The following is a 13,158-nucleotide window of genomic DNA, read 5'->3' as shown; positions in this document are numbered from 1 at the left end:
GGAAAGCATAACGGATGCCTGCTCCCCTGCACTATAGACTCATGCCGGTCCTGTTGCTTCCGGCCCTGCTGGCGCTGGCATTCTGCGGTTTCATCCGGCCGGCGGCGGCCGAGCCGATCACGGTGCGCAGCGCGATTCTGGAACTCAATCCCGAACAGCCGTCCGAAAAGACCCTGGGCCGGCTGGATTATCTCGGTGGACTGATACTGGCTGGCGAGGATTCGCGGTTTGGCGGCTATTCCGGGCTTGTCGTCGATGCGGATGGCGGCGGGTTATGGGCCATTTCCGATACCGGTCACTGGCTGCGTCTCGAATTCGCTGCGAACGAGGCGGTCCCGACTGGCATCGCGCGCGCTGAAATTCTGCCGCTGCTTGATCAGGCCGGCCGACCCGTCGCGACGCGTCGCGACAGGGATGCCGAGGCGCTGCGCCGCACCGGCGATGGCCGCTGGCTGGTGGCGTTCGAACGCTCGCACAGGATCTGGACCTACGCGCAGCCCGGCGGCCCGGCCACCGGAGAAGTGGCGCTGCCACTTGCCGCCGTTGAACAGCCGAGCAATGGCGGCGTCGAAGCCATCGCGGCTCTGCCCGGCGGAGCGCTGCTGCTGTTCAGCGAGGAGCTGGCGGCGGGCGAAGAGGCAAGCGCGGCCTGGTTGAAGAGCGGCACAGGATGGCGCGATCTCGCTTGGCCGCTGCGCGATGGATTCCGGCCCACCGATGCCGCGGTCATCCCGGCGAATGTTGCAGGCGCGGGCGACGTGCTGGTGCTCGAGCGCTTTTTCACGCTGCTGGAAGGTCCGAAGGCGCGCCTGCGCCGCACACCTGCGGCGGCGCTCGCCATACCGGGGCCGCTGCCCTCCGGCGTCGTTGCGGAATGGGCCCGGCCCTGGTCCGTCGACAACATGGAGGCACTGGATGTCCGCCGCGCGGCGGACGGCTCGGCCTGGCTCTATGTAATGTCGGACGACAACCGAAACCCGCTGCAGCGGACGCTGCTGATGGTCTTCCGGCTGCGGCCCTGATCCGGAAAAAAGAACGCCCGCCGGAGAGGCGGGCGTCCGAAACTCTGCCTGTGCGGCAGCGCGGATCAGGCGGCCTGCTTGGCAGCCAGCGCCTTCTTGATCTTGCGCTTCAGCACCCGGGCCTCGTCCGAGAGGCGGGAGTCGCTGGTCTTCAGCAGCCAGTTGTCGATGCCGCCGTTATGCTCGACCGAGCGCAGGCCGTGGCTCGACACCCGCAGGCGCACGTCGCGGCCGAGGGCCTCGCTGATCAGCGTGACGACCTTCAGATTCGGCAGGAACCGACGCCGGGTCTTGTTGTTGGCGTGGCTCACATTGTTTCCGGTCTGAACGCCCTTGCCGGTAACCTCGCAACGACGAGCCATGATAAAATCCTCTTGAACTTCCGTGTTTCCGCAAAATTGGCGGCCGGTTATAGGGTCTGGCCCCCGGCGCGTCAACCGGCATTGCCCGGTCGCGCGCGGCTTCCGCCCGGCAGGGCCGGCGATCCCGCGTTGACTCTGTTGATATGACCCCGTATACAGCGGGACCGATTTTGCCGGGGGTCCTCGCGGGCCCCCGCAGTTCTATATGCGTGTTTTCGTCTTTTTCGCGGTTTTCCGCGATAAAAGGCGGCAGTCAGACGGAGAGCCGCTGTGAAACGGACCTATCAACCCAGCAAGCTGGTGCGCAAGCGCCGCCATGGTTTCCGCGCCCGCATGGCGACCACGGGCGGCCGCAAGGTCATCGCCAGCCGCCGGGCTGCCGGCCGCAAGAAGCTCTCGGCCTGATCAACCCGCTATGGCGTCGGGCGGCGTCGATCGACTCCGCCGCCGCGCGGATTATCTCCGGGTGCAGGCGGCCGAACGGCGGGTAGCCCTGCCGGGCCTGCTGCTGCAGGTCGCGCCCGGGCCTACCGGCAGCCGCCGGATCGGCTTCACCGCTTCCCGCAAGGTCGGCAATGCCGTGGCCCGTAACCGGGCACGGCGGCGACTCAAGGCGCTCGCTGCCGAAATCATGCCAGGCCATGCCGCTGCCGGCCATGACTATGTTCTCGTTGCCCGGAAGGCGACGCCGTCGCGGGACTACGCCGCCCTGCGGCGGGATCTGGAATCGGCCCTGCGCAGGCTGAAGCTGTGGCAGGGCGAAACGCCCGACGCGGCGTCCGGTGCGGCATGACGCCGCTCGCCCGCCTCGCTGCTCTCCCCATCCAGGCCTACCGGTTGTTCCTGTCGCCCTGGATCGGGCATAACTGCCGCTACCAGCCGACCTGCTCCTGCTATGCGCTGGAAGCGCTGGAGCGGCACGGCGGCCTGAAGGGCAGCTATCTCGCGGTGCGCCGTCTGGCGCGCTGCAATCCTTTCGGCGGCAGCGGCTACGATCCCGTACCGCCTGCCGGCCAAACGTCTTCCGTACAGCAAGGCTCAGTCTGATGTCCGACCAGAAGAATCTCATCATCGCGATCGCCCTGTCGGTGGCGATCCTGCTTGGCTTCCAGCTGCTGGTCGAGGCGCCGAAGCAGGAGCGCCTGCGCCAGCAGCAGGCGGTGCAGCAGAGCGAGCAGCAGGCCAGCGTGCCGCAGCCGTCGCCGGGTCAGGAGGGAACCACTGCGCTGCCGCAGCTGCCCAGCCTGGCGCAGCAGGTGGCCGAAACCATCACGCGCGAGAAGGCGCTGGCTGCGGCGCCCCGCGTGAAGATCGAGGGCAAGCGGCTGGTCGGCTCGCTCAACCTTGTCGGTGGCCGCATCGATGACATCACGCTGCCGGAATACAAGGAAACCATCAAACCCGACAGCCAGCCGATCCATCTGCTTTCGCCGGCCGGCGGGCCGTCGCCGTATTACGCCGAGTTCGGCTGGACGGCGGCTGGCAGCGGCGTTGCCGTTCCGGACGGCCAGACGCGGTGGACGGCCGACAGGGACGTGCTGCGGCCGGGGCAGCCTGTGACGCTGACCTGGGACAACGGCCAGGGCCTGGTGTTCACGCGCGTCATCAATCTCGACGACAACTATCTCTTCACCGTGACGCAGAAGGTGGAGAATCGCGGCGGCGCGGCCGTCACGCTGTTCCCCTATGCGCTGGCCTCGCGTCATGGCCTGCCGAAGACCGACGGTCTCTATATTCTGTATGAAGGCCCGCTCGGCGTGTTCCGCGACGCCGCCGGCGATGAGGGCACCAAGCAGGAGCATGCCTATGGCGATCTCGCGCCGGGCGAGCCCGTCGAAGTGAATTCGGTCGGCGGCTGGATCGGCTTTACCGACAAGTACTGGCTGACCGCCCTGGTGCCCGCTCCGGAGCAGAATGTGAAGGCGCGCTTCACCGTCGCCAAGGGCAACGGGCCCGACCGCTTCCAGGTCGATTATCTCGGCGGCGGCCAGCAGCTCGAGCCGGGCAAGAGCATCGAATCCACCAGCCTGCTGTTTGCCGGCGCCAAGGAAGTGAAGCTGATCGACCGCTACGAGGAGCAGCACCGCATTCCGCGTTTCGAGCTGGCGATCGACTGGGGCTGGTTCCACTTCCTGACCAAGCCGATGTTCCACGCCATCGACTTCCTGAAGGGCCTGCTCGGCAATATCGGCCTGGCGATGCTGGCGCTCACCGTCATCGTCAAGCTGATCTTCTTCCCGCTCGCCTACAAGTCCTATGTGGCGATGAGCGCGATGAAGAAACTGCAGCCCGAAATGCAGAAGCTGCGCGAGCGCTACGGCGAAAACCGCGAGATGATGCAGAAGGAACTGATGGCACTGTACAAGCGGGAGAAGGTCAATCCCGCCGCCGGCTGCCTGCCGATCCTGCTGCAGATCCCCGTCTTCTTCGCGCTGTACAAGGTGCTCTACATCACCATCGAATTGCGGCATGCGCCGTTCTACGGCTGGATCCGCGATCTGTCGGCGCCGGACCCGACCTCCTGGCTCAACGGCTTCGGCCTGCTGCCCTGGAGCGTGCCCGATCTCGGCCCGCTGGCAATCATCTCGATCGGCGTCTGGCCGATCCTGATGGGCATCTCCATGTGGGCGCAGATGAAGATGAATCCGACGCCGCCCGATCCGGTGCAGCAGAAGATCTTCGCCCTGATGCCGGTGGTCTTCACCTTCATGCTCGGCAGCTTCGCCGCCGGCCTGGTGATCTACTGGACCTGGAACAACCTGCTCAGCATCCTGCAGCAGTATGTGATCATGAAGCGGATGGGCGTGAAGATCGGCGGCGGCGCCGAGAAACCCGAGCCGGCGCCGGCGAAGGTCGCCGCCAAACCGAAGAAGTAAGTCCGATGGCCGAACTGCCGGCCGCGGAGGAAGAGCTGACGCCGGCCGCGCTGGAACGCGGCCGGCTTCTCTTTGCCGGTCCCTGCGAATTCTTCGCCGGTGCCATGACCCTGGCGCAGCTGCCGCCGGCGCGCGGACCCGAGGTCGCCTTCGCCGGCCGCTCGAATGTCGGCAAATCCTCGCTGGTCAATGCGCTGACCGGCCGCAAGGCGCTGGCGCGGGTGTCCAACACGCCGGGCCGCACGCAGCAGCTCAATTTCTTCGATCTCGGCCAGGGCAGGCTCAGCCTCGTCGACCTGCCGGGTTACGGTTATTCCTCCGTCGGCAAGGCGAAGGCGGAAGCCTGGACCGAGACCACCCGCGCCTACCTGAAGGGCCGGCCGGAACTGCGCCGGGTCTGTCTGCTGGTCGACAGCCGCCACGGGCTGAAGCCCGGCGATGAAGACATCATGAAGCTGCTGGACCAGTCGGCGGTGGTCTACCAGGTGGTGCTGACCAAGGCCGACAAGACCTCGAAGGCCGATCTGGCGAAGGTCGAGGCCGCCACGGCCGCCGTGCTGAAGCGCCATGTCGCCGCCCACCCGGTGATCCGCGTAACCTCCAGCGAGGAGGGGGTGGGCATTCCGGAGCTCCGGGCCGAACTTGCGGCCCTGGCCGCCTGACCCGTATAACCATCCCTCGTCACGCCAACCAGGAAGAAGCCCGACCATGAAGACCTCCGGCCCGATGCCGCTGGAAGCGCATCTGCAGCAGACCGCCAACGTGCTGTCGGAGGCCCTGCCCTATATGCGCCGATTCGCGGGGCATACCATGGTCATCAAGTATGGCGGTCATGCCATGGGCGACGAGAAGCTGGCCGAGCAGTTCGCCCGCGACATCGTGCTGATCAAGCAGGTCGGCATCAATCCGGTCGTGGTGCATGGCGGCGGGCCGCAGATCGGCGCCATGCTTGAGCGGCTGAAGATCAAGAGCGAATTCGTCGATGGCCTGCGCGTCACCGACCAGGCGACGGTCGAGATCGTCGAGATGGTGCTGGCCGGCTCGATCAACAAGCAGATCGTCAGTGCGATCGGCGCCGCCGGCGGCACCGGCATCGGCCTGTCGGGCAAGGACGGCAAGCTGATCGAGGCCCGCAAGCTGCGCCGCAGCGTCCGCGATCCGGGCTCGAACATCGAGAAGCTGCTGGACCTCGGCTTCGTCGGCGAGCCGGTGCGCATCAATCCGGAAATCCTGCGCACCCTGCTCAACTCCAATGTCATCCCCGTCGTCGCGCCGATCGGCGTGGGTGAGCAGGGCGAGACCTACAACATCAATGCCGATACCTCGGCCGGCGCCATTGCCGCCGCGCTCGGCGCCTCCAAGCTGCTGATGCTGACCGATGTCGCCGGCGTGCTGAACAGGGACAAGAAGCTGATCCCGACGCTGACGGCAAAGGAAGCCCTGGTTCTGATGGGCGACGGCACGATCTCGGGCGGCATGATTCCGAAGGTGGAAACCTGCCTCGATGCCGTGCGCGGCGGCGTGCAGGCGGCCCATATCCTCGACGGCCGCATTCCGCATGTGCTGCTGCTCGAGCTCTTCACCGCCCATGGCGTGGGTACCATGATCGAGCGCTCGCACTGAGCGCTCGCATCGGGGGCGCCGCGATCAGGCCGGCTTCTGCGCCGGCCGGCGGTTGACCAGCAGGATGCCGGCAACGATCACCAGAACGGCAAGCCAGACCACCAGGCTGTAGCGCTCGCCGAACACGAAGGTGCCGATGGCGAGGCTGGTGGCGGCCATCACATAGCCGATCTGGCTCAGGTAAACCGGTCCGGCGACGCGCTGAAGCTCGAAATAGGGAATGAAGCTCAGGCAGGCGAAAAGCCCGGCCGCGGCGAGCACCCAGTCGGGCTCCGCGATGCCGGCGGGCATGTAGAACAGATCCATCGCCAGGCAGGCGAACAGCAGCCAGACGGCGGCGCCGAGCAGGGTCCCGGCGGCCAGCGCCAGCGGCGCGGCATCCTTCGGCCAGGCCCGTGTGCGATAGATGTTGCCGGCCGCCAGCGAGACCGGCGCGATGAAGGCCAGCAGCATCCAGGGCAGGGCGGCCTCGTCGATGGGCCCCGAGCGCGGGCCGACGATCATCAGGATGCCGATGAGGCCGAGGCCGATGCCGGCTGCGCGCGTCCAGGCCAGCTTCTCCATGCGCATGCCCAGCGCCATGGCATAGGTCAGCATGGCGGGGAAGGCGTAGACGATGCTGGGCAGGCCGGCGCCGATCCGCGCCACCGCGAGGAAGACCAGCACGTTCGGCAGGGCCAGCGTGATCAGGCCGCTGATCGCATAATACCGCAGATGCGTCCGGCCGAGCGGCGGGCGCGCGCCGGACAGCATGGCGAGTGCCAGCAGGCCGAGGCCGCCAAGGCCGTATTGCCAGAACGCGAAGGCGATTGCCGGGATGCCGGCCGAGGTGGCCAGTTTGGCGAAGGGCGGCGCGAGGCCCAGGGTGCTGCCTGTCGCGACGAGCAGCAGCAGCGGATAGAAGCGCGATGCGCGCAGGACGGCAAACATGCGGATCGAGTCTACAGGTTGTCGCGGATCTCGGCGGCGATCTCGAAGGAGCGCAGCCGCGCCTTGTGATCGAAGATCTGCGCCGTCAGCATCAGCTCGTCCGCGCCGGTGCGCTGCAGGAACTGCTGCAGCGTCGCGCGCACCGTCTGCGGCGATCCCACGGCCGAGCAGGACAGCACCTGGTCCAGCATGGCGCGGAACTGCGGCGGCAGCTCGTCGTCGTAACCGGGCTTCGGCGGCGGCAGCTGGCCCGGCCGGCCGCTGCGCAGGTTGACGAAAGCCTGTTTCCAGGAGGTCGAGAGCAGCAGCGCCTCCTCGTCGGTATCGGCGCCGAAGATGTTGAAGCCTAGCATCACATAGGGTTTGTCGAGATGCTCCGACGGCTTGAAGCGTTCGCGGTAGAGCGCGATCGCCTGCATCATCTGCTGGGGCGCGAAATGCGAGGCGAAGGCGTAGGGCAGGCCGAGCATGGCGGCGAGCTGCGCGCCGAACAGGCTGGAGCCGAGGATCCAGATCGGCACGTCTAGCCCGGCGCCCGGCACGGCACGGATCGCCTGGCCCGGCTCGGCCGGCGCGAAGTAGTTCATCAGCTCGACCACGTCGCGCGGAAATTCGTCCTCGTCGGAGGTCAGGTTGCGGCGCAGGGCATAGGCGGTGCGCTGGTCGGTGCCGGGGGCGCGGCCGAGGCCCAGATCGATGCGGCTGGGATAGAGTGAGGCCAGCGTGCCGAACTGCTCGGCGATCACCAGCGGTGAATGGTTCGGCAGCATGATGCCGCCGGCGCCGACCCGGATCGTCGAGGTGCCGCCGGCGACATGGCCGATCAGGATCGAGGTCGCCGCCGAGGCGATGCCGGGCATGTTGTGATGCTCGGCCAGCCAGAAGCGCCGGTAGCCCCAGCGCTCGGCATGCTGCGCGAGGTCGAGGCTGTTGCGGAAGGACTGGGCGGCGTCGCTGCCCTGGGTGATCGGGGAGAGGTCGAGAACGGAGAAGACTGGCATCGGGCGTATATGGGGCGGCAATCGGGGAAAACCAGACGGCGGCAGCGCGCCGGCGGCGGTGGGATGCCATGAGGAAAACTCATGGCCGGTGGAGTTTTAATCGGTTGCCGCCGCAGCGCCAGCCGCTATCTTCGGGCAAACGATCCGCCCCCTGCACGAGGCCCGCCGCGATGAATGCCCTGAACCCGACCAAGCCTGCCGCCGAGACCGCCGCCCGGGCGATCCGTCCCTTCCATCTCGCCTTCCCGGTCCGCGACATTGCCGAGGCCCGCAAATTCTACGGCGAACTGCTCGGCTGCCCGGAAGGCCGCTCGGCCGAGAACTGGGTCGATTTCGACTTTTTCGGCCACCAGCTCGTGGCGCATCTGGCACCGGAGGAATGCGGCCACAAATCCACCAGCGCGGTCGACGACCATGACGTGCCGGTGAAGCATTTCGGCGTCATCCTCACCATTCCCGACTGGAAGGCGCTGGCCGAGAAGCTCAGCAAGGCCGGCATCAAGTTCATCATCGAACCCTATGTCCGCTTCGAGGGCGAGGTGGGCGAGCAGCACACCATGTTCTTCCTCGACCCCTCGGGCAACGCGCTCGAGTTCAAGGCCTTCGCCCACGACGAGATGATCTTCGCCAAATAGGCGGCGCTACAGCCGGGCGAGCGCTTCCTCCGCCACGCGCTCGCCCCATTCCTGCACGAAATGCCCGGCCTCGGGCAGCTCCAGCGGCTCGGGGCAGTTGCGGATCACCTTGCGCAGGCCGCGCATCACCGGCGCGCCGAGCACCGGATCGGTCATGCCGATCGCCATGAAGCTCTTCCCGCTCCACTCGTTCTTCCAGAACTGCAGCGCCTTGCGCGACAGTTCCGCGCCCGGCGCATCGGGTGCGTCCGGCACCAGGTTGGGGAAGCGCCGCACGCCGCCCTTGTAGGTCACGTCGGGATAGGGCGCCTCGTAGGCGGCGGCCTCGGCGTCGCTCAGATGCGGGCAGCTGCGCTTCATCAGTTTGGCGATCGCCATGTCGGGATTCTTGTTGTTCCACGCGCGCCAGTCGAGGAAGCCCTGGGTCAGCGGCTGGTCGCCGGTGCCGAGCGCCGTGTTCATCACCAGCAGGCCGGTGAAGCGTTCGGGCATCTCCATCGGCAGGGTGAGGCCGAGCAGCCCGCCCCAGTCCTGGCAGACCAGCGTGATGTTCTGCAGATCCAGCGCGCGGATGAAATGCAGCAGCGAGTCGCGGTGGAAATCGAAGGTGTAGACCGCGTCCTCCTTCGGCTTGTCGGAGCGGCCGAAACCGAACAGGTCGGGCGCCACCACGCGATGGTCCAGCGGCCGCGACAGCACCGGGATCATGCGGCGGTAGAGATAGCTCCAGGTCGGCTGGCCGTGCAGGCAGAGGAAGGTGCGCGTGCCGGTCTGGCCGACATCGACGTAATGCATCCGCAGACCGTTGGGATGCGTCAGGTAATGCGGCGTGTAGTCGTAGCCGGGCAGGTTCTCGAACCGCTCGTCCGGCGTGCGCAGGGCTTCGATCATGGCGTCCTCTCCTTTTTTGCCGCAGGAGAGGCCGCTGTCACGCCGCTGTCAACGCTTCTTCCTGGCCTTCGGCTTGGCGGCCGTCTTCTTCCTCGGCGCGGCCTTCCCTGCTTTCCCCGGCGTCAGGCCTTCCGGGCCGAAGACGCGGGCGAAGATGGTGTCGACATGCTTCAGGTGATAGCCGAGATCGAACAGGGCGGTGAGCTGCGCCGGCTTCAGCCGGGCGGTGACGTCTTTCTCGCCGAGCAGCGCCTGGAGGAAATCGCCGCCATGCTGCCAGATGCGCAGGGCATGCTTCTGCACCAGCGCGTAAGCCTCCTCGCGCGACAGGCCCGCCTGGGTCAGCGCCAGCAGCACGCGCTGCGAATGCACCAGGCCGCCGAAGCGGTCGAGATTCTTCATCATGTTGTCGGGATAGACGACCAGCTTCTCGATCACCCCGGCGAGACGATGCAGGGCGAAATCGAGATGAATGGTGGCGTCGGGCCCGATGCCGCGCTCGACGGAGGAATGGCTGATGTCGCGCTCGTGCCACAGCGCGACGTTCTCCAGCGCCGGGATCACGGCCGAGCGCACCAGCCGCGCCAGACCGGTGAGATTCTCGGTCAGCACCGGATTGCGCTTATGCGGCATCGCCGAGCTGCCCTTCTGGCCCGGCGAGAAGAATTCCTCGGCCTCCATCACCTCGGAGCGCTGCAGGTGGCGGATCTCGACGGCCAGCCGCTCGACCGAGGAGGCCACCACGGCGAGATGGGCGAAATAGGCGGCGTGGCGGTCGCGCGGAATCACCTGGGTGGAGACCGGCTCGGGCTGCAGGCCGAGCTTCTTCGCCACCCATTCCTCGACGAAGGGATCGATGTTGGCGAAGGTGCCGACGGCGCCGGAGATCGCGCAGGTGGCGACTTCCTCGCGCGCCATCAGCAGGCGCCTGCGGGCGCGCTGGAACTCGGCATGGAAGCCGGCGAGCTTGAGGCCGAAGGTGGTCGGCTCGGCATGGATGCCGTGGCTGCGGCCGATGCAGGGCAGCAGCTTGAACTCGAAGGCGCGCTCCTTCAGCGCGGCCAGCACGCGGTCGACGCCCTCGATCAGCAGGTCGGCGGCACGCACCAGCTGGACGTTGAAGCAGGTATCCAGCACGTCGGACGAGGTCATGCCCTGGTGCACGAAGCGCGCCGACGGGCCGACATGCTCGGCCAGATTGGTCAGGAAGGCGATGACGTCATGCTTGGTCTCGCGCTCGATCGCGTCGATGCGGGCGATCTCCCATTTGCCCTTCTTCCAGACCTCCTTCGCGGCGGCTTTCGGAATGACGCCCAGTTCGGCCTGGGCATCGCAGGCATGGGCCTCGATCTCGAACCAGATGCGGAATTTCGATTCCGGCTCCCAGATGGCGGCCATTTGGGGACGGGTATAGCGCGGGATCATCGGGCGACTCGCAGACGGAGGGCTGAAACGGAAAGCGGGCCGTGTTTACCCCGCGGCCGGGGCGGGCGCAACGCCGGTCCGCTGCCGCCGCTGTCGCACAGCCTGTGCGGGCAGAGCCGCGGGGTCGCGGTGGCCGATCATGCCGCAAAAACGGTGCCTCCCGCAGCCGACCGGAGGTCCGCCGCCAGACAATTCAACGGCTTGCGGGTCCGGTCCGGTCAGGCTGCGAGCCGGTTGCAGCCCGTTGGAGCCTGTTGGACGCCAATTCGATCCCGTTGAGAGCCAGTTCAGTCCCGTTCGAGGCCAGTTGAGTCCCGTTGAGGCCGGTTCAATCCCGTTGAATCCGGTTCGGGCACAGGCTGGGGTTGTGGCAGACGAATGCACTTATATGCGGACGCTCCCCCGGGGAGCGGCCATGGAATGGTCGGATGGACGATGGGCAACAGCGGAAAAGAACAATGATAGAACATTCAGGCGCGACTGTCAAGCGAAGCACCGCTGCCTGCCGCCGCCCTCCGCCCTAGATCAGACCGGCAGCACCGGACCGCAGCGACAGGGATCCGCCATGGCCATCGTTCTCAACCACACCATCGTGCCGGCGCGCGACAAGCTCGCGGCGGCCAGATTCTTCGCCGACCTCTTCGGGCTGGAATGCGGCGAGCCCGGTTTCTTTGCGCCGGTCCAGGTGAACGAGCAGCTGCATCTGCTGTTCGACACCGACACCGACTTCAGGACCCAGCATTACGCCTTCCATGTCAGCGAGGCGGAGTTCGACGCCATCTTCGGCCGCATCCGGGCGGCAGGCCTCAGTTACGGCAGCGGGCCGACGACGCCGGAGAACGGCGAGATCAATCACTGGGGCGGCGGCCGCGGCGTCTATTTCCGCTCGCCCGACGGCCATCTTTTTGAGCTGATGACGGTGGCGCAGTAGACGCGGGCGCATCAGGCCCGGTCGGATAACCCCTCGCCCTTCCGCCGCGCGCGGCTCTGTCTTTCCCCTGCGCCGGCGGCGCATTGCATCGCTGCAATTTCGCGCTTCAGCGTTCCACGGCGGGCCGGATAGAGTCGCGCGACCGCAACGACGCCGACGGCCTCCCATGAACACCTTCACCCTGCTGCCTGCCGCCAACTGGGCCGCCTTCGCCCTTGTCTCGCTCGGCATGGTGCTTACGCCGGGGCCGAACATGATCTACCTGATCTCGCGCTCGATCTGCCAGGGCCGCATGGCCGGGCTGATCTCGCTGGGCGGTGTGGCGCTCGGCTTCGTGGTCTACATGCTCTGCGCCGCCTTCGGCATCACGGTGCTGCTGCTCGCGGTGCCCTATGCCTATGAGGCGCTCTGCTATGGCGGCGCGGCCTATCTGCTCTATCTCGCCTGGCAGACACTGAAACCCGGCGGCCGCTCGCCCTTCCAGGTGCGGCAGCTTCCGCAGGACAGTCCGCGCAGGCTGTTCACCATGGGCTTCGTCACCAACCTGCTCAATCCGAAGATCGCGATGCTCTATCTCTCGCTGCTGCCGCAGTTCATTGCGCCGGAGCAGGGCCATGTGCTGCTGCAGTCGCTGCTGCTGGGTGCGACGCAGATCCTGATCAGCGTCAGCGTGAACGCCCTGATCGCCGTTGCCGCCGGCAGCATCGCCGGTTTCCTCGCCGCCCGGCCGCTCTGGCTGCTGCTGCAGCGGTGGGTAATGGGCACCGTGCTGGCCGGACTGGCGTTCCGCATGGCGATGGAGGCGCGGCGCTGAGATGGCGCCGCCGGTTCTCTTCGGCGCGACCTACAGCGTCTACACGCGCATCTGCCGGCTGGCGCTGGAAGAGAAGGGCGTCCCCTACCGCCTGGAAGAGGTCGACGTGTTCGCGCCCGACGGACCGCCGCCGGACTATCTGCGGCGCCAGCCCTTCGGGAAAATCCCCGCTTTCGAGCATGACGGCTTCGCGCTGTACGAAAGCGGTGCGATCAGCCGCTATGTCGACGAGGCCTTCGACGGTCCGCCGCTGCAGCCGCAGGACCCGCAGCCGCGGGCCCGCATGAACCAGACGATCTCGATCCTCGATTCTTATGCCTATCGCGCCTGGGTCTGGGGATTGTTCGTCGAGCGGGTGCGCAAGCCGCTGCGCGGCGCGACACCCGACGAAACGGCAATCGCGGCTGCGCTGCCGAAGGCGCGGGCGGCCTGCGACACACTGGCCGACATTCTCGCCGGGCAGCCTTTTCTCTGCGGCGCGCGGATCAGCCTGGCCGACCTGCACGCGGCGCCGATGCTGGCCTGCCTGACGATGACGCCGGAAGGGCAGGCGATGATCGGAGAAAAGTCCGTGCTGGCGCAGTGGTGGGTGCGGCTGCGGTTGCGGCCGGCTATGGCCGCAACCAGGGGCATCACCGAGGTCTAGAA

Annotated in this window: 16 protein-coding genes; 11 read left to right on the top strand and 5 right to left on the bottom strand. The window is 67.1% G+C overall.

The window, feature by feature from the left end; translation table 11 throughout:
* Positions 1-41 precede the first annotated feature (41 nt).
* Positions 42-1,022 carry an esterase-like activity of phytase family protein gene (locus VKZ87_RS07080; RefSeq protein ID WP_324220547.1) on the top strand — a complete coding sequence of 327 codons (981 nt, stop codon included), beginning with the start codon at positions 42-44 and terminating at the stop codon, positions 1,020-1,022.
* Between the two features lie 65 nt (positions 1,023-1,087).
* On the opposite strand, the gene rpmB is transcribed toward VKZ87_RS07080, so the two are convergent.
* A complete protein-coding gene (rpmB, locus tag VKZ87_RS07075) occupies positions 1,088-1,384 on the bottom strand; it encodes a 50S ribosomal protein L28 (protein WP_324220546.1) in 297 nt (98 codons plus the stop codon).
* A gap of 270 nt (positions 1,385-1,654) precedes the next feature.
* On the opposite strand from rpmB, the gene rpmH reads away from it, so the two are divergent.
* From rpmH to argB, 6 genes are read left to right on the top strand one after another with little or no spacing between them, the layout of a single operon-like run.
* Positions 1,655-1,789, top strand: coding sequence for a 50S ribosomal protein L34 (gene rpmH, locus VKZ87_RS07070; RefSeq protein ID WP_324220545.1), 135 nt, complete (start codon positions 1,655-1,657; stop codon positions 1,787-1,789).
* A 10-nt stretch (positions 1,790-1,799) separates the two neighbouring features.
* Complete coding sequence (gene rnpA / locus VKZ87_RS07065; RefSeq protein ID WP_324220544.1) at positions 1,800-2,177, top strand: ribonuclease P protein component; 378 nt, start codon at positions 1,800-1,802, stop codon at positions 2,175-2,177.
* The gene (gene yidD / locus VKZ87_RS07060; RefSeq protein ID WP_324220543.1) at positions 2,174-2,431 is read left to right on the top strand and encodes a membrane protein insertion efficiency factor YidD; all 258 of its coding nucleotides are present in this window, start codon (positions 2,174-2,176) and stop codon (positions 2,429-2,431) included. The genes rnpA and yidD overlap by 4 nt, the downstream gene beginning before the upstream one ends.
* Positions 2,431-4,260 carry a membrane protein insertase YidC gene (gene yidC / locus VKZ87_RS07055; protein ID WP_324220542.1) on the top strand — a complete coding sequence of 610 codons (1,830 nt, stop codon included), beginning with the start codon at positions 2,431-2,433 and terminating at the stop codon, positions 4,258-4,260. Before yidD ends, yidC begins: the two co-directional genes overlap by 1 nt.
* Positions 4,261-4,265: 5 nt before the next feature.
* The gene (gene yihA / locus VKZ87_RS07050) at positions 4,266-4,922 is read left to right on the top strand and encodes a ribosome biogenesis GTP-binding protein YihA/YsxC (RefSeq protein WP_324220541.1); all 657 of its coding nucleotides are present in this window, start codon (positions 4,266-4,268) and stop codon (positions 4,920-4,922) included.
* Positions 4,923-4,968: 46 nt separating this feature from the next.
* A complete protein-coding gene (gene argB, locus VKZ87_RS07045) occupies positions 4,969-5,883 on the top strand; it encodes an acetylglutamate kinase (RefSeq protein ID WP_324220540.1) in 915 nt (304 codons plus the stop codon).
* A gap of 24 nt (positions 5,884-5,907) precedes the next feature.
* Here the strand turns inward: argB and VKZ87_RS07040 are convergent, their stop codons facing one another.
* Positions 5,908-6,813: a DMT family transporter gene (locus VKZ87_RS07040; RefSeq protein WP_324220539.1), complete on the bottom strand. Its 906-nt coding sequence runs from the start codon at positions 6,811-6,813 to the stop codon at positions 5,908-5,910.
* Positions 6,814-6,824: 11 nt separating this feature from the next.
* A complete protein-coding gene (locus tag VKZ87_RS07035) occupies positions 6,825-7,814 on the bottom strand; it encodes an LLM class flavin-dependent oxidoreductase (protein ID WP_324220538.1) in 990 nt (329 codons plus the stop codon).
* A 170-nt stretch (positions 7,815-7,984) separates the two neighbouring features.
* Here VKZ87_RS07035 and VKZ87_RS07030 point away from each other — a divergent pair, with 170 nt between their 5' ends.
* Positions 7,985-8,449 (top strand): VOC family protein, encoded by a 465-nt coding sequence (locus VKZ87_RS07030; RefSeq protein WP_324220537.1) that lies wholly within the window; start codon positions 7,985-7,987, stop codon positions 8,447-8,449.
* A 6-nt stretch (positions 8,450-8,455) separates the two neighbouring features.
* On the opposite strand, the gene VKZ87_RS07025 is transcribed toward VKZ87_RS07030, so the two are convergent.
* A complete protein-coding gene (locus tag VKZ87_RS07025) occupies positions 8,456-9,340 on the bottom strand; it encodes a haloalkane dehalogenase (RefSeq protein ID WP_324220536.1) in 885 nt (294 codons plus the stop codon).
* A 48-nt stretch (positions 9,341-9,388) separates the two neighbouring features.
* The gene (gene purB, locus VKZ87_RS07020) at positions 9,389-10,765 is read right to left on the bottom strand and encodes an adenylosuccinate lyase (RefSeq protein ID WP_324220535.1); all 1,377 of its coding nucleotides are present in this window, start codon (positions 10,763-10,765) and stop codon (positions 9,389-9,391) included.
* 565 nt (positions 10,766-11,330) lie between these two features.
* Between purB and VKZ87_RS07015 the strand changes: the two genes are divergently transcribed.
* From VKZ87_RS07015 to VKZ87_RS07005, 3 genes are all read left to right on the top strand, one after another.
* On the top strand, positions 11,331-11,696 hold the full coding sequence (locus VKZ87_RS07015; protein WP_324220534.1) for a VOC family protein: 366 nt from the start codon (positions 11,331-11,333) through the stop codon (positions 11,694-11,696).
* Between the two features lie 166 nt (positions 11,697-11,862).
* Entirely contained in the window at positions 11,863-12,510 is a 648-nt protein-coding gene (locus VKZ87_RS07010) for a LysE family translocator (protein ID WP_324220533.1), read from the top strand.
* A gap of 1 nt (position 12,511) precedes the next feature.
* Positions 12,512-13,156 carry a glutathione S-transferase family protein gene (locus VKZ87_RS07005; RefSeq protein WP_324220532.1) on the top strand — a complete coding sequence of 215 codons (645 nt, stop codon included), beginning with the start codon at positions 12,512-12,514 and terminating at the stop codon, positions 13,154-13,156.
* The last annotated feature ends 2 nt before the right edge of the window (positions 13,157-13,158 follow it).

The sequence above is a fragment of the Ferrovibrio sp. genome, assembly GCF_035304305.1.
Taxonomy (GTDB): Bacteria; Pseudomonadota; Alphaproteobacteria; order Ferrovibrionales; family Ferrovibrionaceae; genus Ferrovibrio.
This window is presented reverse-complemented; position numbering and strand designations above follow the sequence as displayed.

Bases quoted from the DNA above. Each gene is read 5' to 3' on its own strand.
- VKZ87_RS07080 (WP_324220547.1), top strand. From the start codon at position 42: ATGCCGGTCCTGTTGCTTCCGGCCCTGCTGGCGCTGGCATTCTGCGGT.
- rpmB (WP_324220546.1), bottom strand. From the start codon at position 1,384: ATGGCTCGTCGTTGCGAGGTTACCGGCAAGGGCGTTCAGACCGGAAAC.
- rnpA (WP_324220544.1), top strand. From the start codon at position 1,800: ATGGCGTCGGGCGGCGTCGATCGACTCCGCCGCCGCGCGGATTATCTC.
- yidD (WP_324220543.1), top strand. From the start codon at position 2,174: ATGACGCCGCTCGCCCGCCTCGCTGCTCTCCCCATCCAGGCCTACCGG.
- yidC (WP_324220542.1), top strand. From the start codon at position 2,431: ATGTCCGACCAGAAGAATCTCATCATCGCGATCGCCCTGTCGGTGGCG.
- yihA (WP_324220541.1), top strand. From the start codon at position 4,266: ATGGCCGAACTGCCGGCCGCGGAGGAAGAGCTGACGCCGGCCGCGCTG.
- argB (WP_324220540.1), top strand. From the start codon at position 4,969: ATGAAGACCTCCGGCCCGATGCCGCTGGAAGCGCATCTGCAGCAGACC.
- VKZ87_RS07040 (WP_324220539.1), bottom strand. From the start codon at position 6,813: ATGTTTGCCGTCCTGCGCGCATCGCGCTTCTATCCGCTGCTGCTGCTC.
- VKZ87_RS07035 (WP_324220538.1), bottom strand. From the start codon at position 7,814: ATGCCAGTCTTCTCCGTTCTCGACCTCTCCCCGATCACCCAGGGCAGC.
- VKZ87_RS07030 (WP_324220537.1), top strand. From the start codon at position 7,985: ATGAATGCCCTGAACCCGACCAAGCCTGCCGCCGAGACCGCCGCCCGG.
- VKZ87_RS07025 (WP_324220536.1), bottom strand. From the start codon at position 9,340: ATGATCGAAGCCCTGCGCACGCCGGACGAGCGGTTCGAGAACCTGCCC.
- purB (WP_324220535.1), bottom strand. From the start codon at position 10,765: ATGATCCCGCGCTATACCCGTCCCCAAATGGCCGCCATCTGGGAGCCG.
- VKZ87_RS07015 (WP_324220534.1), top strand. From the start codon at position 11,331: ATGGCCATCGTTCTCAACCACACCATCGTGCCGGCGCGCGACAAGCTC.
- VKZ87_RS07010 (WP_324220533.1), top strand. From the start codon at position 11,863: ATGAACACCTTCACCCTGCTGCCTGCCGCCAACTGGGCCGCCTTCGCC.
- VKZ87_RS07005 (WP_324220532.1), top strand. From the start codon at position 12,512: ATGGCGCCGCCGGTTCTCTTCGGCGCGACCTACAGCGTCTACACGCGC.